The organism is Streptomyces sp. NPDC050161, assembly GCF_044460025.1.
In the GTDB taxonomy this organism is placed as follows: domain Bacteria; phylum Actinomycetota; class Actinomycetes; order Streptomycetales; family Streptomycetaceae; genus Streptomyces.
Window position 1 is genome coordinate 353067 of sequence record NZ_JBITJM010000002.1, and the last position, 23859, is coordinate 376925.

18 protein-coding genes are annotated in these 23859 nt (G+C 74.2%); 2 read left to right on the forward strand and 16 right to left on the reverse strand.

Translation table 11 applies throughout. The features are described 5' to 3' along the window. Nucleotide 1 precedes the first annotated feature (1 nt). A complete protein-coding gene (locus ACIBK8_RS04735) occupies nt 2–3364 on the reverse strand; it encodes an FtsX-like permease family protein (protein ID WP_399040081.1) in 3363 nt (1120 codons plus the stop codon). Between the two features lie 154 nt (nt 3365–3518). Then, nucleotides 3519–3923: a globin gene (locus tag ACIBK8_RS04740; protein ID WP_399040082.1), complete on the reverse strand. Its 405-nt coding sequence runs from the start codon at nt 3921–3923 to the stop codon at nt 3519–3521. 98 nt (nt 3924–4021) lie between these two features. Between ACIBK8_RS04740 and ACIBK8_RS04745 the strand changes: the two genes are divergently transcribed. After that, entirely contained in the window at nt 4022–5044 is a 1023-nt protein-coding gene (locus ACIBK8_RS04745; RefSeq protein WP_399040084.1) for a methyltransferase domain-containing protein, read from the forward strand. Between the two features lie 50 nt (nt 5045–5094). Here the strand turns inward: ACIBK8_RS04745 and ACIBK8_RS04750 are convergent, their stop codons facing one another. From ACIBK8_RS04750 to ACIBK8_RS04780, 7 genes are all read right to left on the reverse strand, one after another. After that, complete coding sequence (locus tag ACIBK8_RS04750; RefSeq protein ID WP_399040085.1) at nt 5095–6726, reverse strand: FHA domain-containing protein; 1632 nt, start codon at nt 6724–6726, stop codon at nt 5095–5097. Beyond that, nucleotides 6612–7010 (reverse strand): hypothetical protein, encoded by a 399-nt coding sequence (locus ACIBK8_RS04755; protein WP_399040086.1) that lies wholly within the window; start codon nt 7008–7010, stop codon nt 6612–6614. Before ACIBK8_RS04755 ends, ACIBK8_RS04750 begins: the two co-directional genes overlap by 115 nt. 43 nt (nt 7011–7053) lie before the next feature. Continuing rightward, nucleotides 7054–8406 carry a PP2C family protein-serine/threonine phosphatase gene (locus ACIBK8_RS04760; RefSeq protein WP_399040087.1) on the reverse strand — a complete coding sequence of 451 codons (1353 nt, stop codon included), beginning with the start codon at nt 8404–8406 and terminating at the stop codon, nt 7054–7056. Between the two features lies 1 nt (nt 8407). Further along, nucleotides 8408–10894, reverse strand: coding sequence for a tetratricopeptide repeat protein (locus ACIBK8_RS04765; protein WP_399040289.1), 2487 nt, complete (start codon nt 10892–10894; stop codon nt 8408–8410). A 2-nt stretch (nt 10895–10896) separates the two neighbouring features. Further along, a complete protein-coding gene (locus ACIBK8_RS04770) occupies nt 10897–12198 on the reverse strand; it encodes a hypothetical protein (RefSeq protein WP_399040089.1) in 1302 nt (433 codons plus the stop codon). Nucleotides 12199–12316: 118 nt separating this feature from the next. Beyond that, nucleotides 12317–13321, reverse strand: coding sequence for a glutamate ABC transporter substrate-binding protein (locus tag ACIBK8_RS04775; protein WP_399040090.1), 1005 nt, complete (start codon nt 13319–13321; stop codon nt 12317–12319). 20 nt (nt 13322–13341) lie between these two features. Further along, the gene (locus ACIBK8_RS04780) at nt 13342–14811 is read right to left on the reverse strand and encodes a hypothetical protein (RefSeq protein WP_399040091.1); all 1470 of its coding nucleotides are present in this window, start codon (nt 14809–14811) and stop codon (nt 13342–13344) included. 78 nt (nt 14812–14889) lie between these two features. Here ACIBK8_RS04780 and ACIBK8_RS04785 point away from each other — a divergent pair, with 78 nt between their 5' ends. Beyond that, nucleotides 14890–15627, forward strand: coding sequence for a FadR/GntR family transcriptional regulator (locus ACIBK8_RS04785; RefSeq protein WP_399040092.1), 738 nt, complete (start codon nt 14890–14892; stop codon nt 15625–15627). Between the two features lie 63 nt (nt 15628–15690). Here ACIBK8_RS04785 and ACIBK8_RS04790 read toward each other — a convergent pair whose 3' ends face one another. The 7 genes from ACIBK8_RS04790 to ACIBK8_RS04820 all read right to left on the reverse strand — a co-directional run bounded on the left by ACIBK8_RS04790 (nt 15691) and on the right by ACIBK8_RS04820 (nt 23790). Then, nucleotides 15691–16674, reverse strand: a complete 984-nt coding sequence (locus tag ACIBK8_RS04790; RefSeq protein ID WP_399040094.1) for an N-acetylglucosamine kinase — start codon at nt 16672–16674, stop codon at nt 15691–15693. After that, nucleotides 16665–17918, reverse strand: a complete 1254-nt coding sequence (locus ACIBK8_RS04795) for a 6-phospho-beta-glucosidase (RefSeq protein ID WP_399040095.1) — start codon at nt 17916–17918, stop codon at nt 16665–16667. The genes ACIBK8_RS04790 and ACIBK8_RS04795 overlap by 10 nt, the downstream gene beginning before the upstream one ends. Before the next feature lie 6 nt (nt 17919–17924). Then, nucleotides 17925–18830 (reverse strand): carbohydrate ABC transporter permease, encoded by a 906-nt coding sequence (locus ACIBK8_RS04800; protein ID WP_399040096.1) that lies wholly within the window; start codon nt 18828–18830, stop codon nt 17925–17927. A 5-nt stretch (nt 18831–18835) separates the two neighbouring features. Continuing rightward, complete coding sequence (locus ACIBK8_RS04805; RefSeq protein WP_399040098.1) at nt 18836–19786, reverse strand: carbohydrate ABC transporter permease; 951 nt, start codon at nt 19784–19786, stop codon at nt 18836–18838. Nucleotides 19787–19798: 12 nt separating this feature from the next. Then, complete coding sequence (locus tag ACIBK8_RS04810; protein ID WP_399040099.1) at nt 19799–21139, reverse strand: ABC transporter substrate-binding protein; 1341 nt, start codon at nt 21137–21139, stop codon at nt 19799–19801. Nucleotides 21140–21246: 107 nt separating this feature from the next. Next, a complete protein-coding gene (locus tag ACIBK8_RS04815) occupies nt 21247–22413 on the reverse strand; it encodes an ROK family protein (protein WP_399040100.1) in 1167 nt (388 codons plus the stop codon). A 228-nt stretch (nt 22414–22641) separates the two neighbouring features. After that, nucleotides 22642–23790 carry an IS30 family transposase gene (locus ACIBK8_RS04820; RefSeq protein WP_399040291.1) on the reverse strand — a complete coding sequence of 383 codons (1149 nt, stop codon included), beginning with the start codon at nt 23788–23790 and terminating at the stop codon, nt 22642–22644. Nucleotides 23791–23859 lie beyond the last annotated feature (69 nt).

Consider the following 23859-nt stretch of genomic DNA (forward strand, 5'->3'; position numbering starts at 1 on the left):
CTCACACGGCTCCTCGGCTGCGCAGGGCCTGGACGGGGTCGCCGCGCCGCAGGCCCACCGCGGCGGTGACCAGCAGCGGCACCGCGGCGACCGAGGCGAGCAGCAACGCGACCTGTCCGGGCGGCAGTTCCACCAGCACCCCTGGCACCGGCCGCGTCGCCCGCGCGGTCAGCACCACCAGCGGCACCACCGCGTGGGTCAGCGCGGCGCCCAGCGCCGTACCGACGGCCAGCGACAGCGCGATCAGCACGCCCTGTTCCGCCGCGACCACCCGGGCCAACCGCGGCCTGGGCGCGCCCAGGGCCCGCAGGACCGCGAACTCCCTGGCGCGTTCGCGCAGCGAACCGGCCGCGCTCACCGCGAAGCCGACCGCCGCCAGCAGCGCCGCCACCACGGCCGCCGCGGCCAGCGCGGCCTGCGGGCCCAGGCCCAGCGGGTCCTCGTGCAGCCGGCCGGCGATCTCGTCGCGCGCCACCACCTGCCCCGGATCGGTGTCCGCGCGCTCCCGCAGTGCCGCCACCGCCTGCCCCGCCGCGCCGGGCCGTGGCCTGATCCACCACTCGGTGGCGGCCAGCGGCGCGGCATCCTGGTCGCCGAGCGCTTCGTTGACCGCGCCGAGGTCGACCAGCAGCCCGGCGCCCGCCGACTGCTGGTCGGCGGGTCCTGGCAGCGCACGGACCGCCCGCACGATCCGCGCCTTCAGCGGTTGGCCGTTGACCGGGATCTCGATGACGGAGCCGGTCTTCGAGCCGCTGTCGCGCAGATACCCGTCCGTCGCGACGGCCCGCAGCGGGCCGCGCGCGGGGTGGGCCGCGTCGACGCGCAGCGTGGTGCGGGCCGCGCCGTAACTGCCCGCCGGGCGGACGCCGGTGTCGTACGTCTGGGTCAGCAGCCCGCCCGGCGGAACGGCCGGGCGGCCCGCCTGGGGACCGAAGGGCTCGCCCGCGAAGGTGCTCTTCGCGCCGACCCGCGCCGACCACGAAAGACCGGCGGGCGCCCGGAGTTGACGTTCCGCGCCGCCGGGCAGCAGGGCCCGCGCCGCGCCGACGGTCAGCCGCTGCCGGTGCGCGACCTCCGGCTGGTCCAGGTCCGCGACCAGGCCGGTCAGCCGCAGCGGCCCGGCGACGCGGCCGGCCGGCGCGCCCGCGGCCGACGCGAGGTCCGCGCTCACCGTGTGCGGCGCGCCGTCGGCCGCGATCCGGTCGAGCGGCAGCGGGTACGGCATGCCGTGCCGGTCGGTCACCAGCGCGGTGAGCCGCGCGGGCACCGGGCCCGTATCGTGCGGCGGACCGGCCCCGTCCTCGGTGAACTCCGGTCCCGCACGCACCGGAAGGGACCGCAGCGACCGCAGGGTGACGGTCAGCCGCAGCCGGACGGTGCCGTCCGGCAGCGCGATGCCGGGCGCCGTGTGCTCCGCCGGAGCCAGCGACCGCAGCATCGCGTCCGCGGCCCGCCCGGGAGCCTCGTCGGCGCCGCCGCCCACCAGGTCGCCGCGGAGCAGCAGCGTCCCCGTGGCGCGCGGGGTGTCAAGCGCCAGCAGCGACGAGGCCCGGCCGCCCGACAGGCTCAGCGTGGCCTGCGCCGTGGGCAGCGCGGCGGCCACACCCGGCACTTCCTCGTACGCACCGCTCTGCCCCAACTGCGGTGTCCTGCCCGCCAGGACGCGCACCGCGGCGCCCGCGCGGAAGCCCGCCTGGTCGTCCTGCGAACGGTCCCACGACGCGCCCTGGCCGATCGCCAACATGCCGAGCGCGGTGGCCAGCACCAGCAGCAGCACCGGGCCCGCGCCACGGTGGGGCCGGCGGCTGATCTGCCAGCCGGCCAGCGCGGCGGCCAGCCCCCGGCCGCCGGCCGCCGCGCGCTCGGCGAGCCGGGCGGCGAGCGGCAGCAGCCGCAGCGTCAGGACCGTCCCGGCCAGCAGCGCCAGCGCGGGCGCCGCCACCAGCACCGGATCGATGGCAGGCGCGCCCGACGCCCCGCCGGTCAGCACCCCGCTGCCGCCGCCCGCCGTCTGCCGCCGCAACTGCGCGTACGCCGCCACGGCGATCACCAGCAGCCCCAGGTCCGCACCGGCCCGCAGCACGCCGGGCAGCGCCCGCGCCCGCGGTCTCACCCGGTGGGCCCCGGAGCCCAGCAGGGCGGGCGCGGCGACCGCGAGGGCGCAGCCGAGCGCCACGGCGCCGCCGGTCAGCCAGGTGGTGAGGGTCGGCCGGGTGTCGAGCGGCAGCCCGCCGCCTGCGGCCGGCAGCCGCAGCAGCGGGCCCGTCAGCAGCGGCGCCCCGACCGCGGCGGGCAGGGCGAGCAGCAGCGCTTCCGCGAACGCGAGCCACGCCACAGTGCGGCGGGCGCCGCCGCGGGCCCGCAACAGGGCGCTCTCACCGGCCCGTTCGGTGCTCAGCATCCGCGCCACCAGCAGCAGCGCGTAACCGGCGAGCAGGATCAGCTGGAGCGCGACGATCAGGATCGTCGAGCGGTTGACCAGCAGCGCCCGCTGCACCTCGCGCAGCGCGTCGGGCAGGCCGGTGGCGGCGCTCGCCCGGCCGCCGAACGCCGGGTCGGCCATCAGTGCCTTGACCGCAGGGCCCGCCGCACCGGCCAGCGCGTCCAGCCGACCGGCCGTCAGGGTGCGGAAGTCGGCGGTGGCCAGCCAGCCGCCGGAGTCCGGCACCAGCGGGCCGTCGCGGAACGCCCCTGGCCCGGTGAGCAGCGGCCCGTACGTGGTGAAGCCGGCGCTGCGCACCCCGCGTCCGCCGAGTTCGTCGAGCTGCCAGTACGGGTCGGCGCGGTCCTTCGGCCGGTAGACGCCGGTGACCCGGACGGTGGGGCGGGCGGGGCCCGAAAGCCGTCTGTCGAGGGTGAGTTGGCGTCCGGGCGCCACCTTGAGCCGGTCGGCGGCGGCCTGCGGCAGGGCCACCTGGAGCGGCCCCTTCCCGGCCGCTGCGGGCCAGCATCCCGCGGTGAGCGTGACCCGCGAGCGGTCGAGCGCGGCGAGGTGGGTGAGGTCGGGCTCGCCCTTGCGCGCGTCCGGCCGCTGGAGCGCGCGGGGCAGCGCGTACGGGCCGGAGCGGGTCAGCGTGCGCACCGTGAACGGCAGCCCGCCGAAGGCCCGTTGGGCGCCCTGGCGCACCGCGCGGTCGGTGGCGGCCGACAAGTCGGCCGCGCCGTTGGGGAGTTGGGCCGTCACCCGGAGTGCGGCGGCCGGCGCGGAACGGGTCGCCAGGGCCTGCCGCAGTCCGGCGTCCCCGATGGCATCGGCGTAGGCGCCGAGCGTCGTCAGGACCGTCGTGGTCAGCAGCACGGACAGCAGGGCGGCGGCCGACAGCAGGCGATGTGCGCGCAGGCGCAGAAAGATGAAGCCGGACACGGACCCCCCTGGCGCCGGTCAGCACCGAAAACTGTTCGAATGCTGTCAGAGGGGCGTACGCGGGGTAAGCGGTTCGCCGGCGGTCTTCACCGGATCGTGACGAGGGCGGGCGGGGTCATCGCGGGGCCGGTCCTGGCCCGGTGTGACGCAACCGTCAGCCGTCGCTGTTGACCATGGTGGCCGCGGCGTACGTGAGGTAGTTCCACAACTGCGTCGCGTGTTCAGGGGCGAGCCCGAGCGAGTCCACCGCGTCACGCATGTGCCGCAGCCACGCGTCGTGCGCGGCGCGGTCCACGGTGAACGGCGCGTGCCGCATCCGCAGCCGCGGGTGGCCACGGCCCTCGCTGTACGTACGGGGGCCGCCCCAGTACTGCATCAGGAAGAGCGCGAGCCGCTCCTCGGCCGGGCCCAGATCCTCTTCCGGGTACATCGGCCGCAGCAGCGGGTCATCGGCGACCCCCTGGTAGAAGCGGTGCACCAGGCGGCGGAAGGTGTCCTCGCCGCCGACCTGTTCGTAGAAGGTCTGCTCCTGAAGCGCGCCGCGCGGATTCTCGTTCACCCGTCCATGGTGTCAGACGTGCCGACCGAGGACTTCTGATGTAGGGCGACCGCCGTCCCCGGGCCGCCACCGGCGCCGGACGGAGGGACAGTGGACACATGGGCACGCTGCATCCGGGGCACGGGCGGGCGGCGGGGCCGGAGACCGCGGCGGCGCGGACCCGGCTCGTCCGGATGATCGCGCTCGGCGGCGGCCTCACCGACCCGCGCTGGCGGGCGGCGTTCGACGAGGTTCCGCGGGACGTGTTCGTCCCGTCCTTCTACGAGCCGATGGCCGGCGGCTACGAGCTGGTGGCGGCCGACGACCCCGACCCGCGCCGCCGTGGCCGCTGGCTGCGCGGCGTCTACCGCGACGGACCGCTGGCGACCCGGATCGGCGAGGACGGCGCGCTGGTCTCCTCCAGCAGCCAGCCGTCCCTGATGGCGCTGATGCTCGACGCGCTCGACGTCGAGGACGGCTGCCGGGTCCTGGAGATCGGCACCGGCAGCGGCTACAACGCCGCGCTCCTGTCCCACCGGCTCGGCGACCGCGCGGTGACCACCATCGATCTGGAGGAGGAGATCACATCCGTGGCCCGCGAGCGGCTGGCGGCGGCCGGATACCGGCCCGCTGTGGTGACCGGCGACGGCGCGCTCGGCTGCCCGCGGCGCGCCCCGTTCGACCGGATCATCGCGACCTGCTCGCTGGGCTCCGTACCGGTCGCCTGGCCCCGCCAGTGCGCGGCGGGCGCCAAGATCCTCGCGCCCATGGCCACCGGCCTCATCGCGCTGCGGGTGGCGCGGGACGGCGGCCGGGCGGAGGGCCGCTTCCTGGCCACGCCCGTCTTCTTCGTGCCGCTGCGCACCACCGACGCGTCGGCGGGCGGCGACGCGGCGGGGCCCGGCGTCACGGGCCGGGGGGTGCCGCGCCACGCGCTGGCCGACGACCGCTTCCGGTTCCTGCTGTCGCTCGCCGCCGGCAGCCTGCCGCCGCGGGAGGCGTACGAGCTGTGGCGGCGCGAGCGGCGGCCCACACGCGAGCGCTACGGCGTGACGGTGGAAGGCGACCGCCAGTGGGCCTGGCTGGACTCGCCGGACGGCCCGTACGTGTGGCAGACGGGCGGAGCGCCGAACGGGGCGTGACCCTGTGGCGGGTCACGCCCCGTTCGGGCCGCGCGGCGGTCTGCCAGGGGCTAGCCGCGGCGGACGGTCAGCGTCGTCCAGGCACCGACGTGCACTCGGTCACCCTCGTGCAGCGCGACCGGCACATACGGCTGGATCGGCTCCTCGGCGAGGTTCAGCGTCGTGCCGTTGGTCGAGTTCTGGTCGACCACGGCCCAGCTGCCGTCCGGCTGCTGCACCACCAGCGCGTGCTGGTGCGAGACACCGGGGTCCTCCGGCGAACGGCCCAGGTCGACGTCCGGGGACTCGCCCGTGCTGTTGCGCCGGCGGCCGATGGCGAGCTGCTCGCCGGCCAGCGGAAGCACCTGCTCGGGGGTGTACGCGGGGAGGTTGAGCCCCGCGGCCTCCGGACCGCTGCGGCCCATCATCGCCATGAAGTATTCGCGGTCCGGCGCGATGGCCACCACCCAGCCCGCGCCGACGACCGGCGCCGGGCCCTGCGGCGGCGCGGCGGGCCCCTGGCCGGGGCCGCCGTTCCACTGCTGGTCGGGCTGGTGCGGGGGCGGCGTCTGCTGCTGCGGCTCGAACGGTCCCTGCTGCTGCGGCGGGAACGGCGGCGGCTCGAACGGCGCGGGCTGCTGCTGCTCGAACGGTGCCTGCGGTCCCGGCTGCGCGGGCGCCTGCGGCGGTGCCGCCTGGGCGTTCGGCGGGTTCAGCGTCCAGTCGTCGCCCGGCTGCTGCTGCGGCGGCGCGGGCGGACCGGGGTGACCACCGGGACCGGGCTGCCCACCGGGTACTGGCATGCCGGGGGGCGGCCCTGGCATGCCCGGGTAGCCGCCGGGGCCCGGCATGCCGGGCGGCGGGCCCTGCTGCTGGGGCGGCTGGGGGTGCGGCGGCGGGAACCCGAAGCCACCGGGCTGCTCGCCGGTGTCGCCGGGACCTGGGGGCTGTCCCGGGCCGGGGGCCGGCGGCGGGAAGCCGTAGCCGCCCTGGGGTCCTGGGCCACCGGGCGGGGGCCCTGCCTGCCCGGCGGGCGGGGCGTAGGACGAGGCCGCGGAGTGGGTGAGGAAGTTGAAGCGGCATTCCTCACAGAACGGTGCCATCGCCGCACGCGGCGTACCGCACTGCGGGCACCGCTCGGGCTGCCCGCCCTGCTCGGGACCGGGACCGAAGCCGGGACCGGGGGCCGGCGGCGGGAAGCCGTAGCCACCCTGATCGCCCTGCGGGCCGGGTCCTGGCGCCGGAGCGGGCGGCGGGAAGCCGTAACCGCCCTGGCCGCCCTGGGTGCCGGGACCGCCCTGCGGACCGGGTCCTGGAGGCTGTCCCGGGCCGGGGGCGGGCGGCGGGAAGCCGTAGCCACCCTGATCGCCCTGGGTGCCGGGTCCTGGCGCCGGAGCGGGCGGCGGGAAGCCGTAACCGCCCTGATCGCCCTGGGGACCGGGGCCGCCGGGCGGCGGGCCCATCTGTCCGGGGGGCGGTCCTGGCTGGCCGGGCGGCGGACCCATCTGGCCGGGCGGGGGACCGGGCGGCGGGCCACCCTGTCCGGGCGGCGGGCCCGGCTGGCCGGGGGGCTGGCTGGGCGGCGCGTTCAGGAACCCCGCAGGCAGGGAGGGCGGCGGGGGGACAGCACCCGCCATGCGCTGGCCGCACACCTCGCACCAGTCTTCGGCCACCGACTGGTGTCCGTTCGGGCAGGTCGGCATGTCGGTTCTTCCCCCTCCGTACCGTTGGTCCGGCGTTGATTCCGGTGGCATTGCTCGTTGGTCGTTTCGTGACGCGGACGGTGGTCGCCGAGTGCGCCACGGGGTGTCCCGTACGCCGCGGCGACCGCCGCTTTCCGTCGCACAGTACCGGTCGCGGTACCGGCGACGCCCACCACCTTCGCAAGCAGTTTCGCAGTCTCCCCGCAACGGACCCCTGCCCCGGCGGTGCCGCCCGGCCCCGCCTCCACGGCCGTTCCTCCCAGGTCACCCCGGCTTGCGGGCATCCCGTCTCCGGTGGCCGGAATGCGCCGGTTCCACCCGTCCTGTTCAGGCCGGAATCCGACCTTCCGCGGGCAGCGGGAACGGCACGACCGCCACCGTGACGTTGTCGTGGCCGCCGCCGTCGAGCGCGTGCGTGACCAGCGTCCTGGCGCTGTCCAGCGGCCGGTCCCGGGTGTCCGTCGGCAGCACGGCGGCCAACTGCTCGGCGGTCTCCGCGTAGTTCCACAGGCCGTCCGTGCACACCACCACCACGCCGGGGCCGTCCGGCTGGAAGTGCTGGGTGTGCGGCTCGACCTCGTACGCGTCGGCGCCCAGCCAGCCGGTGATGGCGTGCGCGCGTTCGTCCGCCATCGCCTCGGCCTCGGACATCAGATTGTTGGCGACCATCTGCGCCGCCCAGGAGTCGTCCTCGGTGAGCCGGGCCGGGGGCACCGTGCGGTCGTCGGGGATCCAGTAGGCGCGGCTGTCGCCGACCCAGCCGACGGTCAGCAGGCCGCCGCCGACCACCGCGCCGACGAGCGTGCAGGCCGGGGCGTTCTGCCGACGGTGTTCCTGCCGGCCGGGCTCGTCCTGGTCCGCGAGGGCGTTGACCGCAGCCGCCGCCGTCACGATCGCCTCGTGCAGGGCCTGCTGCGGATGGACGCCGCGCGGCAGCGAAGCCAGCAGGGAGTCGCTGGCGGCACCGGACGCCGCCTCGGACGCCTCGTCGGGACGAGTCGCCGACGAGACACCGTCGCAGACCACGGCGACCGCCGCGGGAGCGCCGTCCGGCAGCGCGGTGGCGGTCAGGGCGAAGAAGTCCTCGTTGCGGTGGTGGCGGTGCCCGCGGTCGCTGACCGCCGCCGCGCCCGCCAACTCCCGCTCCAGATGGTCGCGTTCGCGCGGCTGGGCCTGACCGCACCGGGTGCAGTACCCGTCGGTGCCCACGGCGGCGGCCCCGCACAGCGCGCACACCCGGGTGCCGCGGGCCGGTGTCTGCGGCTGCCCGGCGGCGTCCGCGACGGCCTCGTACCCGGCGACGCGGGGATCGGCGGGGGCGGCCGGCGCCGGGGGAGCGGCGGGGCCCCCGTCCGCGGGCGGCGCCTGCGGCGGCGGGACGGCGCCCGGCACGTCTTCCTCGTGCGGGCCGTCCGCGGCGGCCTGCGCTCCCTGCGGCGCCGTCAGGTCCGGCTGCCACGGGGCGGCGTGCGGCGGCAGCGCGTACGGGTCGGGAAGCGGCGGCGGGTACGCGGCCGGGGGCGGCGGCCCGTACCCGGTCGGGCGGCCCGCGCCGTCCGCCGGGAGGCCGCCGGGGGCGGCGGCAGCCGCGGGTCCGGCGCCGCAGCGTCCACAGAATCCGTCCCCCCGGTCGAGCGGCGTACCGCAGCTCGGACACCTGGACGGCCCAGTCACACCCATGTCACACCCACGTCCTGGGGCGGAAGCGGTTGGCCCGTTCCACCAGCTCGATCCTTTCCTCGCCACGCTGCGCCATCCGCGCGAGCAGGCGGTACGACCGTTCCAGACCGAACCGCAGCCCGCGTTCGTCCAGCGTGCTGCCGAGCAGCACCGGCTGCTCGGGCGGGGTTCGCCCGCCGTCCGGCCGGGCACCGTGGCTCCCGGAGAGTACCCAGTCCAGGGCACATCCCAGTACCTCGGTGGTTAGTTGCTCGCGGCGCCGGTCGTCCAGGCCGAAGTCCGCGAGGTGCTCGACCTGTTCGGCCGCGGCCCGCAGTTCCGCCGGGCGGGCCCCGTGCGCGGCCCGCCGCCGCAGCCGGGCGCGGACCGCCGCGATCCGGGCCGCCGTGTAGTGGATGGAGGTCTCGGGGACGGACTCCAGGGCGGCCACCGCACCCTCCAGGTCACCCGCCTCCAGCCGCACCCTGGCCAGCCCGAACGCCGCGCTGACGAAGCTGCGGTCGGTCGCCCACACCAGCCGGTAGTACGCGTCGGCGGTGTCCTGCTGTCCCAGTTGGGCGGCGCACAGCGCCAGCGCGAGCTTCGGCGCGGGCTCGCCGGGAAAGGTGTCGTAGACGGCGTCGAAGGCCGCGGCGGCGCCCTTCAGGTCACCGGTGGCCAGCGTCACCAGGCCGCGGTGCCACACCAGCCGCCAGTCGCAGGGCCGGTGTCCTGCGCCGTCCTCCTCGTCCAGGGCGGCCAGCGCCTTGAGCGCCGCCGTGCCGTCGCCGTCCTCCAGGCGGGCCCGCAGGGCGCGCAGCCGCAGTTCGCGCGATTCGGCCGGTGCGGAGGGCAGCGCGGCGGCCAGCTCGGCGGGGGCCGCGGCCACCAGACCGGCCAGGAATCCGGCGTTCGGGTCGGTCGGGTCCACCTGCGGCACCGGCAGGGCGAGCACCGCGGCGGGCACGTCCACCGGACGCAGCCCGGGGCCCGTGTCCGCGCCGGGATCTGGCGTGCCCGCGAGCCCGGCCGCGGCACGCCCGGCTGCCCGGCGCCGCGCCCGCCCGCGCGCCCCGAGCCGCGAGCCGCCGCCGTCAGCCGTCGCGGGCAACGTGGTGTCGACCACCCGCAGTTCCGGGCCGAAGAGCTGCGACAGCGCGGGCCGCGGCGTACCGGACCGCAGCGCCACCGCCTCGCGCAGGACGCCCGTCAGCTGCGCCGCCATCTCGTCGGCCGAGCCGAACCTGCGGTCGCGGTCCGGGTCGGTGGCTCGCACCAGGAGCCGGTAGAAGGACTCGTGGTTCCGGAAGACCTCGATGTGCTCCGGGTCGGGCAGCGAGTCGGCGAAGACGTTCGTGTAGCCCTGGAAGTCGAAGGTGAGCACGGCGAGGGTGCGGGCGACGGTGTAGAGGTCGGAGGCGACGGACGGGCCGAGTGCGGCGACTTCGGGCGCCTGGTAGCCGATCGTGCCGTAGATCGGGCTCTCCTCGTCGTCCATCCGGCGCACCGCGCCCATGTCGATGAGCTTGAGCTGGTCGCCCTGCTGGATGGCGTTGTCGACCTTGAAGTCGCAGTAGAGGAGCTGGCGGCTGTGGAGGTGGCCGAGCGCCTCCAGGGCCTCGATGCCGTAGGCGCACGCCTGCTCGACGGGCAGCGGGTCGCGTCGTCCCTGGGGTGTGCGCCGGGCATTGGCGAGGTCCTTGAGCGAGGTGCCGCCGACGTACTCCATGACGAGGTAGCCGTCCCGGCTGCCCGTCGCCGGGTCCAGGTGCTCGACGAAGTTGTAGATCCGCACGATGTTGGCGTGCTCGATCTCGGCGAGGAAGCGGCGCTCGGACACCGCGACCGCCAGCGCCTCTTCGTCGCCGGTGTCCAGCAGGCCCTTGAGCACCACCCAGCGGTCGGACACCGCGCGGTCGACGGCCAGGTAGATCCAGCCGAGGCCGCCGTGCGCCAGACAGCCGGCCACCTCGTACTGGCCGTGCACCACGTCACCGGCCCGCAGCTTGGGCACGAAGCTGTACGGGTGGCCGCACGCCGCGCAGAACCCTTCGGTGGTGCCCGCCACGCCGCCGCGGGCCCTGCCCACCGGCGCACCGCAGTCGCTGCGGCTGCAGAACCGCTTCCGTTCGGGCACCTCGGGGCCGTCGAGCACGGCTGCCTGCGGGTCGGGCCGTGGCACGTCAGGCACCGTCACGAGACCGGCGCCCAGCCGGCCGCGCGCCGATCCGGAGCCGGTGCCGCTGCCGCCGGCGGCGGGCACCGATGGCAGGGCGCGGGCAGGGCCGTGACCTGCGGCGTGGCGGTCCCGGCCGGCCGCGAGGCGGGTCGCGGCGGTGCCGGCGGCGGCCGGGGCGGTGCGGTCGGTGAGACGCGTCGGCGGTGCGGCGAGCAGGCCGAGGGGCGAGACCACCGGCGCCCGGCCGCAGACGTCGCAGTACCGTTCGCCGCCCGCGTCCGCGTAGCGGCCAGCGCACCCCCGTCGCTGGCATGCGGCAGCCGCCCGCAGCGTCACGCTCCCCCCTCGCGGTCCCACTGGTCCGGGGCCATCGCCTCCGTCGCCATCTGCTGATAGCGCAGCACCGCCGCTCCGGCCGCCCGCAGGTCGCACGGTGCGCTCCACAGCATCCGGCGGGCCGCGTCGTAGCGCTCGGCCAGCAGCGGGTCGTCGGCCAGGCCGTGCCGGGCGACCTTCGCCTTGTACGCGTCCAGCCGGCCGCGCAGCTCGGCGCGGACCGCGAGCGGCGCGGTGACCGCGGTCAACGACTCGCGGGCCCGCAGCAGTTCGTCCTCGGCGCGCTCCTCCAGGAGTTCCAGGAGCGGCGAGAGGCGGTGCCACTGCGCGCGCCTGCGGTAGTCGACGGCGGCGGCCAGCTGCTCGTGCAGCGCCGCCGACGGGCTGCTGACCGCGGGCACCTCGGACGCGGCGATCTTCGCCAGCACCTCGCCGCGCGCCTGCCTGGCCTCGGTCAGCGTGCGGTCGGCCCGGGACAGCACGTCCCGCAGCTGCATCAGCCGCTGCTCGGCGTCCTGCCGTACGTCGAGCACCGCCTCGATCTCCCGGCGTACGTCCTCAAGGGCGCGGGCCGCACGGTCGTAGCGCTCGGTGTCGGGGCGCCCGCCGCCCGGCGCCGAACTGCCGGTCGACGACGAGACCCAGAACGCCAGCGGGTCCGCGATCACCTCCGCGCGCAGCCGCCCCAACTCCTCGGTGATGTCCTCCAGATCGTCGCCCGACGGATGCTCGCCCGGCCTGACACCCACCGAGTGCGCCAGCGAGCGGGTCCGCTGCAACTCCGCCGCGAGCAGGTCGATCCGGGCGGGCAGCGCGGACCACACGGAGTCGGCGGCGACGATGACGTCGAGCGCCCGCGCGTAGCGGCCGTTCATCCGCTCGACCAGCTCCCGCAGGGTGCACCGCTGCACGGTCCCGGCCTCCGCTTCGCCGTCCGTGACCTCCGCGCCCGCGCCGTCCAGCAGCGCGGTCAGCTCCTCCAGATCGGCCGGTGACGACCAGCGGCGGCGCGCCCGCACCTCACGGGCGCGGGTCAGTGCCGCCGTGTACGCGTCGAAGTGCGACCACAGCACGGCGATGGACCGCTCGGTGGCCGCCCACCGTTCTTTGGTGACACCGGTCAGGTCGGCGCCCTCCAGGAGGCGGCGCCCTGCGTGGTCCTGAAGTGCCAGCAGCGAGGACTCGATCGCGTCGTACTCGGCGCCGAGCCGCGCCAGCGCGCGGTCGGCCTCGTCGCGGTCCAGGGCCTGGCCTTCCGGCCTCCCCGCAGAACCGGGGAAGGGTCCAGAGACCCCCATCGATCACCTCTCCAAACTGCGTACGGTGCGCGGTGGTTGGTGCGCTTCGGCCGCCTCTCGGGTGCTGCCCCTTCCGGGTTTCCTCCATACTGCCGCCACCTGGGCTTCCGTGGGGCGGTCAGTCGGTGTATTCCGGCGTCGGTGGTCCCGATATGCCGGGCATGTCGGCTTCGAGCCAGGTGTGATAGGCCCGCATCCAGGGGCTGTCGGCGCCCTTGCCGCCGCGGTAGTCGTCCAGCACCTTGTTCACCCGCCGCACCAGATCCGTGTCGCCGCTGTTCATCGCGACGCCGTACGCCTCGTCCGTGAACGGCCTCCCCTTCAGCTCCACCGTCGGATCCTGCGCCGCCTGCGCAGCGGCCAGCGCGCTGTCGGTGACCACCGCGTCCGCCTCGCCGAGCTGGAGCCGCACCAGGCAGTCGAGCTGGCTGGGCACCAGCAGCACCTTCGCGCCGTGCGGCCAGCGCGCCAGCTCCGTCTCGCCCGTCGACCCGGCGGCCGTGCAGACCCGCTTGCCGCGCAGCGAGTCGTCATACGCCGTGACCGGTGAGTCCTTCGGCGCCAGCACCTGCTGCCCGGCCTGGAAGTACGCGGTGGAGAACGCCACTTGGCGCTTGCGCGCGCAGTTGATCGTCATCGTGCGCACCACCATGTCGACCCGGCGGTGCCGCAGCGCGGGGATCCGCTGGTTGGTCGGCACCGCCAGGAAGACCACCTTCGGGTGCGGGCCCAGGATGTCCCTGGCCAGCGCCCGCGCCAGGTCGATGTCGAAGCCCTCCAGCTCGCCGCTGTCCGGGTCGCGGAACCCCCAGCGGTAGGTGTTCTGGTCGACCCCGACGACCAGTTGGCCCTTCTTCTTGATCCGCCGCACGGCAGGCCCGTCGTCGGACGAGGGCCGCAGGCTGCGCGCCGCGGTGTCCTTCGTGCACCGCGCCGCTGCCGACGGCACCCGCGCCGGGCCGGGCGCGGACGCCCGGTGCGCCGGCCCGGCAGGCGCGTCCGCCGGGCCGCCGCCCGGCGCCGGCACCAGCACCGCCGCGGCCACCGCCACCGCCCCGACACCTGCGACGACCGGCGACAGCGCGGCCCGCAGGCCCCGCAGACCACGCGCCCGCCGCGTCATGGGGTCCGCACCCTGCCCCCTCACCGGTACTCCGACAGCCGGCGCCCGATGCCGAGCACCGCGCCCGCCGCGCCCACGACGGCCAGGGCGCAGGCCCCCGCCGCCAGGCCGCCGAACGCGCCGCGCCCGGCACCGGCCGCCTGCCGGAACCTGTCCTGCTCGTGCGCCACCGCGTCCCGCAGCGCCACGTCGACCCGGTCGAAGGACTCCCGGGTCGGCCGGTCCGTGCCGATCACCCGGCGCAGCGCCTGGTCGTAGTCGCCCTTGTCGTCCGCGGCACGCGCCTGTGCGTGCCGCCGCTGCCACTCGCGCAGCTGCGCCACCGCCCGGCGCACCGGCCGCCGCCCCGCCTCGTCGTCGGCCAGCGCCAGCGCGGTACCCAGCGCGCTGCCGGACGCCGCGGGGCCCTGCGCGCCGCCGCCCGCCAGATCCTTCATGCCGGAGCGGAACCCGGCCTCGTAGAAGTCCTGTTGGTCGCCGGTGAGCCGCGCGCCCCTGGCCACCAGCGTCAGATTCTCGTCGCCGCGTGCCCTGAGGGTGTCGATCCGCGCTTCGTTGAGCACCCGCAGCGAACGGGCGCTGTTGCCGAACGCCTCACCGAGTCCGGTGCGCGCCATCGTGTGGCCCCCCACCAGCCACACCAGCAGCACCACGCACGCGGTGGTGGCCGTCACCAGGCCGCGGTTGAACACCCGGTTGGTCCGCAGGTAGCTGCGCCGCTGCGCCCAGCCGAGCGCGCCGAGCGCGGCGGCTCCCGCGGCGAGCGAGGCCCACGGCCAGGCCGTCGCCGCGGCGTGGTCGGCGGCCAGCCGCCCGGTCTCGCTGTCGTACCAGGCGCGGGCCGCCGGGAGGAGTTCCCCGCGCATCCGTTCGTTGGCGTAGCGCAGGTAGGCGCCGCCCAGCGGCAGGCCCTGCCGGTTGTCGGCGCGGGCCGTCTCGATCAGGCCGGTGTAGCGGGGCAGCAGCCGGTTGAGTGTGTTGACGTGCCGCCCTGCCGCGTCCGTCAGCTGCGTCGATCCGGCCGCCTTGACCAGCAGGTCCGACGCGGTGGCGAGGTCGGCCGCGTAGCGCGCGCGGGTCTCGCGCGGCTCGTCGCCGCCGGCCAGGAAGCCGCTCGCGGCCGTCGTGTCGGCGTCCGCCAGGGAACGGTAGAGGTCGGCGGCGTCCGCGCTGAGCGGCTGGCTGCGCTCGGCGACGTCGCGTGCGGCGCCCGCGCGGTCGCTGACCTGCCAGGCCGTGACCGCCCCGAACAGCAGGACAAGCAGGGCCAGTACGGCGCCGATCGCCCGCAGCCTGCCGGGCTCGGTCCGCGCGGCGGCGCGCAGCTCGTCGACGCCGTCGGCCCAGGCCGTACGGCGCCCGGCAGGCGGCGGTGCGCTGCCGGGCCGCGCCTGCGGCACGGACGTCACGGACGGCACACGACCTCCCCCTGGTGCGCTGACGACGGGCCCGCCCCCGGTACGGGGACACGGGCAGCAGTATGTCCGCATGCACCGGCGGGCACACCGGTATTGACCTGATCTTGTGCGACCGGACGTAGAGTTGCCGCAGGAATTGCCGGACATCGGATGACCACGGCGCGGGACGCGTCACGGGGGCAAGGGGAGGTCCGGGTGCGGACGGTCGGCAGGGGCAAGGTGTCGCTGGTCGAGTCCGCGACCGACGAGATCCGCGGGCAGATCGTGTCCGGCGGCTGGCCGGTCGGCAGCCGGATCCCGCCGGAGAGCGCGCTGTCCGAGACCCTCGGCGTCAGCCGGGCATCGGTGCGCGAGGCCGTCCGCTCCCTGGTGCACGCGGGGCTGCTGGAGCCCCGGCAGGGCGACGGCACGTTCGTGATCTCCGACGACGACAGCGCACTCGCGCTCCGCCGCCGCCTGGAGCGCGCCGAACTCACCCACGTCACCCAGGTCCGCCAGGGCCTCGACGTGGTCGCCGCCCGGCAGGCGGCGAAGCACCGTACGGAAGCCCAACTCGCCGGTATCGAGGACGCGTTGGCCCGCCGTGGCGCCGCGCTCGCCGCCCGTGACGGTGACGCCTTCACCGCGGCCGACGCCGAATTCCACATCCTGGTCGCCGAGGCGGGCGCCAATCCGGTGCTCGCCGACATCTACCGCTCGCTCAGCGCCGCACTGCGCGAAGAACTGCGCCGCGCCGCCTGCCTGGACACCGCCACCGCCGCCCGCACCGACCCGCACTCCCGGCTCACCGAAGCGATCCGCGCCCAGGACCCGCAGGCGGCGGTGGACGCCGCCGTCCAACTGCTCGCGGGCCATGTCCGCGATCTCGCCCTGCCGTTGGACGACTGACGGCAGACGACTGACGGCCGACAGGCCCCGGGGCGCGGGCCGGACCGCCCACGCCCCAGGGCGCTACGCCCAGGAACCCCGCAGCCGCGCATAGGCATCGGCCGGAGCCCCCGCCCGGTCCAGCACGTGCAGCGCGGCGCCCAGGACCGGGGGTGCGGTGACGACGTGTGCCACCGCCTTCGGCGCGCGCTCCGCGAGCAGCCGCACGATCCGGTCGTGCAGCAGCGGATGCCGGGCCGCCAGCACCCCGCCGCCGAGCACCACCCGGGTCTCCTCGCCGATCAGGTCGAGCCGCTCCAGCACGACCGAGGCCATCAGCGCCACCTCATCGGCCTGCCGGGCGATGATCGCCCGCGCCACCGGGTCGCCCGCATCGGCCACGTCGAACAGCAGCGGCGTCAGCTCGTGCCGCCGCCGGCCGGGGATGCCGCGCAGGTGGATCGCCTCGATCAGCTCCAGCATCGTGGCAAGCCCGAAGTGGGCGGGCAGCGCCCGTGCCAGCTCGCTCGGCTCGCCGCGGCCGTCCTCGGCCCGTGCCGCGTACCAGAGGGCCTCGTCGGCGAGGAAGCCGCCGCCGCCCCAGTCGCCGGAGAGCCGGCCGACGGAGGGGAACCGCGCGGTCGCCCCGGCCCGGCCGAGACCCACCGCGTTGATGCCGGCCCCGCACACCACGGCGGCGCCCACCGGCGGCTCCCCGGTGTCCGGCAGACCGGCCCGCAGCAGCGCGAAGGTGTCGTTGCCGACGGTCACCGACCGCGCCCACCCCCGGTCGCCGATCTCCGCGGCGAGCGCGGCCTCCTCGACCGGCAGGTCGGCGTTGGCGAGGTAGGCCGTGACGTGGCCGACCGGACCCTCGGCGCCGGCCTGCGCCAGCGCCGAGGCGACCAGGGGCGCCAGCACGTCGACCGCCCCGCCCGTGCCCACCGTCTGCGGCTGGAAGCCGCCGCCGCGCGCCGTGCCGAGCAGGCTGCCGTCCGCGCCCACCAGGGCCACGTCGGTCTTGCTGTTGCCCGCGTCGATGGCGAGCGCCGTGCCGGTCAGGCCCACGTGAGGTGCTCCCGGTTGTGTGCGATCAGGTCGTCGGTCAGCTGGTCCGCGTACGCGATCTGGCCGACGAGCGGGTGGGCGAGCAGCGCCTCGAAGACCCGGTCCCTGCCGCCCTTCAACGCGGCCTGGAGCGCCAGGTGTTCATAGGCCGTGACGTTCGCGATCAGCCCGGAGTACAGCGGCTCCAGCGGCCGTACCGGCAGCGGCGTGGCACCGGAGCCGTCCACCCTGGCCGGCACCTCGATCACCGCGTCGTCGGGCAGGAACGGCAGCGTCCCGTTGTTCAGGGTGTTGACCACCTGCACGTCGCCGGTGTTGCGCAGCAGCGAGGACGTCAGCGCCACCGCCGCCTCCGAGTAGAACGCCCCGCCGCGCTTGCTCAGCAGCTCCGGCTTCTCGTCCAGCGCCGGGTCGCCGTACATGTCGAGCAGCTGCTTCTCGATGGCCGCGACCTCGGCCGCCCGCGACGGCTTGCTGCGCAGCTCCCGTACGACCTCGTCGTGCTGGTAGTAGTAGCGCAGGTAGTACGAGGGCACGACGCCGAGCCGGTCCACCAGCGCGCGCGGCATGTGCAGGTCTTCGGCGACCGCGTCGCCGTGCTCGGCGAGCAGCCGGGGCAGCACGTCCTCGCCGTCGACCCGCACCGCACGCTCCCACGTCAGGTGGTTGAGCCCGACGTGTTCAAGCTCGACCTGCTCGGGCCGTACGCCGAGCAGCCGGGCGAACTTGCGCTGGAAGCCGATGGCGACGTTGCACAGGCCGACGGCCTTGTGGCCGTGGGTGAGCAGCGCCCGGGTGACGATCCCGACCGGGTTGGTGAAGTCCACGATCCAGGCGTCGGGGTTGCGGCGGCGCACCCGCTCGGCGATGTCCAGTGCGACGGGGACGGTGCGCAGCGCCTTGGCGAGGCCGCCCGCGCCGGTCGTCTCCTGGCCGACGCAGCCGCACTCCAGCGGCCAGGTCTCGTCCTGGTTGCGGGCCGCCTGCCCGCCGACCCGCAGCTGGAGCAGGACCGCGTCCGCGCCGTCCACCCCCGCGTCCAGGTCAGGTGTCCACGAAATGCGGCCCGGGTGGCCCTGCTTGGCGAAGATCCGCCGGGCGAGGCCGCCGACCAGTTCGAGCCGGTCGGCCGCCGGGTCGATGAGGACCAGTTCTTCCACCGGCAGAACATCACGCAACCGCGCGAATCCGTCGATGAGTTCGGGGGTGTAGGTCGAACCTCCGCCGACCACTGCGAGCTTCACGATGAATCAGCCCTTTACTCCGGTGAGAGTGACGCCTTCGACGAAGACCTTCTGAGCGAAAAAGAAAACGATGATGACCGGCGCCATGACCAGCAGCGTCGCCGCCATGGTCAGATTCCAGTCGACGCTGTGCGCGCTCTTGAACGATTCGAGCCCGTAGGAAAGCGTCCAGGCGCCGGGATTCTGCGCCGCGTAGATCTGCGGCCCGAAGTAGTCGTTCCAGCAGTAGAAGAACTGGAAGAGCGCGACGGCCGCGATGCCCGGCTTGGCCATCGGGACGATGATTTTCAGCAGGGTGCGCACTTCCCCGCAGCCGTCCACCTTCGCCGACTCGATGTATTCCTGCGGAATGGTCAGCAGGAACTGCCGCAGCAGGAAGATCGAGTACGCGTCGCCGAACGCCATCGGGATGATCAGCGGCCACAGCGACCCCGACAGGTGCAGCTGCTGGGCCCACACCAGGTACATCGGGATCACGATGACCTGCGGCGGCAGCATCATCGTGGAGATCACCAGGATCATCGCCGTACGGCGGCCACGGAAACGGAACCTGGCCAGCGCGTACGCCACCGGGACCGCCGAGCAGACCGTGAACAGCGTGCCGAGGCCCGCGTACATCAGGGAGTTCTTCCACCAGTCCAGGAAGCCGGGGGTGTGGAAGACCGTCGCGTAGTTGGACCAGTTCCATTCGTGCGGCCACAGCTCGCCGCTCATCGCCTGGCCGTCGCTCATCACGGACGTCAGGAAGACGAAGACGAACGGCAGCACGAAGAAGAGCGCGGCGGCGACGGCCACGGCGTGCACGGCGATCCAGTGCAGCAGCCGCTTGCGCCGGGCGCGCAGGGCGGGACCGCGGTCGCCGGCCACGGCGGGGGCGGGCGCGGTGCCGGGGCGCAGGGTCGTGGTGGTCATGTCGATCAGTCCTCCGCCGCAAGCAGCCCGGCGCGCTTGCGCATCAGCAGGGTGGTGACGGCCATCGCGATGACGAAGAGCACGAGTGAGAGCACGCACGCCGCGCCGGTGTTGAAGTTCTGGAAGCCCAGCGAGTAGACGAGTTGGGGGACGGTGAGGGTGGAGTGGTCCGGGTAGCCGGGCTGGATCACCGTGCCGGGGCCGAAGGTGATGCCGGAGGCGAGCTTCCCCGCGACCAGCGCCTGCGTGTAGTACTGCATGGTCTGCACGACGCCGGTGACCACGGCGAACATCACGATGGGTGTGATGGCCGGCCAGGTGACGTACCGGAACTTCCCCCAGGCGCCCGCCCCGTCCAGCTCGGCGGCCTCGTACTGCTCCTTGGGCACGTCGAGCAGCGCCGCCATGAAGATCACCATCAGGTCGCCGATGCCCCACAGCGAGAGCAGGACCAGCGACGGTTTGGCCCAGCCGGGGTCGTTGAACCACGAGGGCGCGTGGATGCCGATGGCACCCAGGATCTCGTTGACCGGCCCGGTGCCCGGGTTGAGCAGGAAGACGAAGGCGACGGTCGCGGCGACCGGCGGGGCCAGATACGGCAGGTAGAAGGCCGTGCGGAAGAACCCGACCCCCGACTTGATCTTGGTGATCAGTAGGCCGATGCCGAGCCCGAAGACCACCCGCAGTGCGACCATCACCACGACCAGCCACAGCGTGTTCCACAGCGCGGGCCCGAAGAGCGGCATCTGCGTCAGCACGTATTTCCAGTTCTTGAGCCCCACGAAGTCGGGCTGCTCGATCTGGTTGTAATGCATGAACGAGAAATAGACCGTGGCGATCAGCGGATAGCCGAAGAAGACCGTGAAGCCGACCAGCCAGGGGGAGAGGAAGCCGAGTGTGCGCAGCCGTTCGCGGAGGTGCTTGCGGCGCAGCGCGGGCGCGGGAGTGAGAGCCATGGCGGTGCTCCGTCAGTTCTCGGACTGGAGATTGTCGGCGTCTATCTGCGCGTCCAGCCTGCGCAGTCCCTTGTCGAGGTCGGGTACCTTGCCCGCCTCCACGTCGTACGAGAAGTCCTGAAGGGTGGTGATGTACTGGCCGCCGTTGTTGGAGGACGGCATCGCGGTGCTGTGCGGGTTCTGCGCGATGTCGATGAAGGTGCGGAACGCCGGATCGGCGCCCAGCTTCGGTGACTTGAGCGCCGCGAACGTCGACGGGACGTTGTGGATGTCGTTGGCGAAATGCACCACCTGATCGGTGTTCACCGTCAGGAACTTCACGAATTCCCAGGCCGCGTTCTGGTGCTTGCTGCTGTGCGCGATGCCGGCGACCGTGCCGGTGAGATAGCCGCGCCCGTACGTGTCCGCCTGGTCGTCGGGTACCGGCATCGGCGCCGTCCCCCAGTGGAATTTCGCCTTGTCGTCCTTGAGCATCAGATTGCGCCACTCCCCGTCGAGGTGCATCGCCACCCGCTGCGTCATAAACGCGCTCTGCGACGACATTTCCTCACCGAAGCGGGAACGGAACTTCTCAAGGGCCGCATAGCCGCCCTGCGCCTTGATCAGCGCGAGCTGGGTCTCGTAGAACTGCTTGCTGTGCGGGTCCTTGGCCAGCACCGCCTTGCCCTTGCTGTCGAAGTACTTCGGGCCCCACTGTGCGAAGAAACGGTCCGGACTGTTCTCGTACAGACGGAAGTTGGGCATGAAGCCGACCCGCTTGTACGAGCCGTCCGCGTGCCGCTCGGTCAGCTTGACCGCGTCCCGCTGGAATTCCGACATCGTCCGCGGTGGCCGCTTGATACCGGCTTCCTGGAAAGCGTCCTTGTTGTAGTACAGGCCGAAGGAGTCGGCCAGCAGCGGCAGCGCGCACTGCCTTCCCTCGTACTGCGTGTAGTCGAGAAACGTCTTCGGGAAGACCTTCTCCTTCTTCACACCCGTCTTCTTCATGAACGGGTCGAGATCAGCCCACATACCCGACGAGCAGTACTGCCCGACATTGTTGGTGGTGAATGACGACACCACGTCGGGCGCGTCGTCCCCGCCGGCCCGCAGCGACTGGTTCATCGTCTCGTCGGTGACATTACCGATGGCCTTCACCGTGATGTTGGGGTGAAGTTTCTCGAAGCGGGCGATGCTGTCATTGATCGCTTTCACCTCGGCCGGATCCGACCAGCCGTGCCAGAACTTCAGCGTGACCGGCTTCGTCGGATCGTCACGGTCGCTGCCGACGCTCGGATTGGCGCAGCCCGAGACCAGCAGCCCGGCGGCGGCCAGCGCCACGGACAGGCAGATGCGCATGCGCGGCAGCGGCATGGCGTACTTCCTTTACGGCAGGGGGAGTTGGCGTGGTGCGCACGAGCAGAGGCGTGGGGGCGCGCCCGGCCCGGAACGCGGGCGGGCACGTACGGGGGCAGCGGCCGTCAAGCCGTGTCGAAGACGACATCGCGGGCGGCGGCGAGCGCCGTCCGCAGCGCGCCCGTGAGGATCGGATTTCCGTCAAGGTTGCTGATGCGCAGCTCGGGCCGCGGCAGCACGAGCCCGGTGAACTCCTCCTCGACCAGTTGCCGCAGCGCTTCCCCGCCCGCCTGCGCGACCTCGCCCGACAGTACGACAAGGCGCGGGTCGACGACGGCCACCACCGCGGCGATGCCGGTGGCGAGCCGGCGCGCCACCTCGGCCCGTACCTCGTCGTGGCGCAGCGCCTCATCGACGGTGCGCACGTCGGCGGACCCGTACTGCCGCGCCAGTTCCACCACGCTCGGTGAGCCGATCAGCCGCTGGAAGCCGCCGCCGCCGTCCGGCTGCGCCGCGCTGCGGTCGCCGCCGCGGGCCAGCGGCGCGCCGGGCAGCGGCATGTAGCCGATCTCACCCGCGCCGCCGGTGGCGCCGCGCAGCAGCTGGCCGCCCAGCACGATGGCGGCGCCGACCCCCTCGTCGGCCCACAGCAGCACGAAGTCGTCGAAGTCCTGCGCGGCGCCGTCGTGCTGCTCGGCGACGGCCGCCAGATTCACGTCGTTCTCGATCACGATCGGCGTGCCCAGTACCTCGGCCAGCTCCTCCTGGAGCGCCCGGGACTGCCAGCCCGGCAGGTGGGGCGCGTAGCGCAGCACTCCGGTCTGCGGATCCAGCGCGCCCGGCGTGCCGATCACCGCGCCGTGCAGCGCCTCCCGCCCGAGACCTGCCTCGGCGAGCGCGCCGTCGACGGCCGCCGCGACCAGTTGCGCGGTCCGGTGCGGCACGTTCTCGGCCACCGCGTCCGTACCGACCCGCGCCCGGCCGCGCACCTCCCCGGCGATGTCGGCCACGGCCGCCGTGATCCCCTCCTGATCCACGGCGAGCGCGGCGACCTGTGCCACGCACGGATTGACCTCGTACAGCTGGGCGTTCGGCCCCGGCCGCCCGGTCACGTTCCCGGTCGTACGCACAAGGCCGACGGCCTCAAGGCGGGCCAGCAACTGCGAGGCGGTCGGCTTCGAAAGGCCGGTCAGCTCGCCGACCTGGGTGCGGGTCAACGGCCCCTGCGAGACGAGGAGATCGAGGGCGGCCCGGTCGTTCATGGCCCGCAACACCCGGGGCGTCCCGGGCATCCCCTGCACTCCCTGCCCCGCTCCTGCCATGACCGCCCACGCCCCGTTCCCGGCGTTCCTCCCGGACCGCCGCACCGTCTGTTAGGAAACTTTCCAATCGGTGACAGGAAGGTAGGTCGTGGGCCGGTGAGCCGTCAATGGTTTCGGCGGGGCGAGTTTGCGCGTGCGCCCCCCACAAAAGGCCCGCGCGCCACGGGGCGAATTCCAGGGGTCGTTGCAACACATTGATCAACTGGCTGGTGCCAGGAGCTTAGCGAGGCGCTCGGCTGGGGTTTCCCAGCCGAGCGTTTTGCGTGGGCGGCCGTTGAGTTCGGTGGCGACGGCGTCGAGGTGGTCGCGGGTGTGGACCGTCAGGTCGGTGCCCTTGGGGAAGTACTGCCTGAGCAGGCCGTTGGTGTTCTCGTTCGAGCCGCGCTGCCAGGGGCTGGCCGGGTCGCAGAAGTAGACCGGGATGCTGGTCGCGACGGTGAACTCGCGGTGCCGGCCCATCTCCGAGCCCTGGTCCCAGGTCAGGGATCGCTTCAGGTGGGCCGGCAGGCTCTGGACAGTCTCGACCAGGGCGTCGCGGACCAGCTCGGTGCCCCGGCCGGTGGGCAGGTGCAGCAGCATCACGTAGCGGGTGGAGCGTTCAACGAGGGTGCCGATCGCGGAGGCGCCGTCCTTGCCGATGATCAGGTCGCCTTCCCAGTGGCCGGGCACCGCCCGGTCCTCCACCTCGGCGGGCCGGTCGCTGATCATGACCATCGGGTCACGGAAACGGGGTTGGCGCTGCTGGGCCAGACGGCGGGGCTTGCGCCGGACACGACCGGTGCGCAAAGCGCCGGCCAGTTCACGGCGGAGCTCACCGCGGCCCTGGACGTAGAGGGCCTGGTAGACCGTCTCGTGGACCACGTGCATCTCCGGCCGGTCAGGAAAGCGGGCGGGTAGAGCCTGACAGATCTGCTCCGGGCTCCATCGCCTGTCGAGGCGGTTTTGGATGAAGTCGCGCAGCTCCGGATTCTCAGCCATCTTCCCGGGCTTCGGCCGGGGCCTGCGAGCATCGGCGCGAGCTTGGGCAGCGTGCGGGCGGTAGTCCCACGTGCCGCGGGTGCCGTCGGTGCGGTTGCGGCGGACCTCCCGGCTCACCGTGGACGGACTGCGGCCCAACCCAGCGGCTATCGCGCGAACCGATGCCTTCTCCCGCAGCCGGTCGGCGATGTAGATCCGCTCGTCAACCCGCAGGCAGCGGGACGTGCCAGAAGGCGGCACCACCGGCCGAACCGGAGGTACCGCCTTCTGCTTGCTGTCCGCTCTGCGACCGTTGCGCCACCGGCGCCCGGTCTTGGAGTTGACGCCGACGATCCGGCACGCCTGCTCGTTACTGAAGCCCTGCTGCATGAGCCGGAAGTATGTCTCCCGCTCACGCAACAGCTTCTTCGGCCCCTGGGCCGTCCGGATCTCCCGGAT

What these genes read in the sequence shown, in the direction of transcription:
- ACIBK8_RS04785 (WP_399040092.1), top strand. Translation starts at nt 14,890, where the DNA reads ATGACCACGGCGCGGGACGCGTCACGGGGGCAAGGGGAGGTCCGGGTG.
- ACIBK8_RS04770 (WP_399040089.1), bottom strand. Translation starts at nt 12,198, where the DNA reads ATGGGGGTCTCTGGACCCTTCCCCGGTTCTGCGGGGAGGCCGGAAGGC.
- ACIBK8_RS04800 (WP_399040096.1), bottom strand. Translation starts at nt 18,830, where the DNA reads ATGACCACCACGACCCTGCGCCCCGGCACCGCGCCCGCCCCCGCCGTG.
- ACIBK8_RS04810 (WP_399040099.1), bottom strand. Translation starts at nt 21,139, where the DNA reads ATGCCGCTGCCGCGCATGCGCATCTGCCTGTCCGTGGCGCTGGCCGCC.
- ACIBK8_RS04750 (WP_399040085.1), bottom strand. Translation starts at nt 6,726, where the DNA reads ATGCCGACCTGCCCGAACGGACACCAGTCGGTGGCCGAAGACTGGTGC.
- ACIBK8_RS04760 (WP_399040087.1), bottom strand. Translation starts at nt 8,406, where the DNA reads ATGGGTGTGACTGGGCCGTCCAGGTGTCCGAGCTGCGGTACGCCGCTC.
- ACIBK8_RS04745 (WP_399040084.1), top strand. Translation starts at nt 4,022, where the DNA reads ATGGGCACGCTGCATCCGGGGCACGGGCGGGCGGCGGGGCCGGAGACC.
- ACIBK8_RS04775 (WP_399040090.1), bottom strand. Translation starts at nt 13,321, where the DNA reads ATGACGCGGCGGGCGCGTGGTCTGCGGGGCCTGCGGGCCGCGCTGTCG.
- ACIBK8_RS04805 (WP_399040098.1), bottom strand. Translation starts at nt 19,786, where the DNA reads ATGGCTCTCACTCCCGCGCCCGCGCTGCGCCGCAAGCACCTCCGCGAA.
- ACIBK8_RS04755 (WP_399040086.1), bottom strand. Translation starts at nt 7,010, where the DNA reads ATGCCCGCAAGCCGGGGTGACCTGGGAGGAACGGCCGTGGAGGCGGGG.
- ACIBK8_RS04815 (WP_399040100.1), bottom strand. Translation starts at nt 22,413, where the DNA reads ATGCCCGGGACGCCCCGGGTGTTGCGGGCCATGAACGACCGGGCCGCC.
- ACIBK8_RS04780 (WP_399040091.1), bottom strand. Translation starts at nt 14,811, where the DNA reads ATGCGGACATACTGCTGCCCGTGTCCCCGTACCGGGGGCGGGCCCGTC.
- ACIBK8_RS04820 (WP_399040291.1), bottom strand. Translation starts at nt 23,790, where the DNA reads ATGCAGCAGGGCTTCAGTAACGAGCAGGCGTGCCGGATCGTCGGCGTC.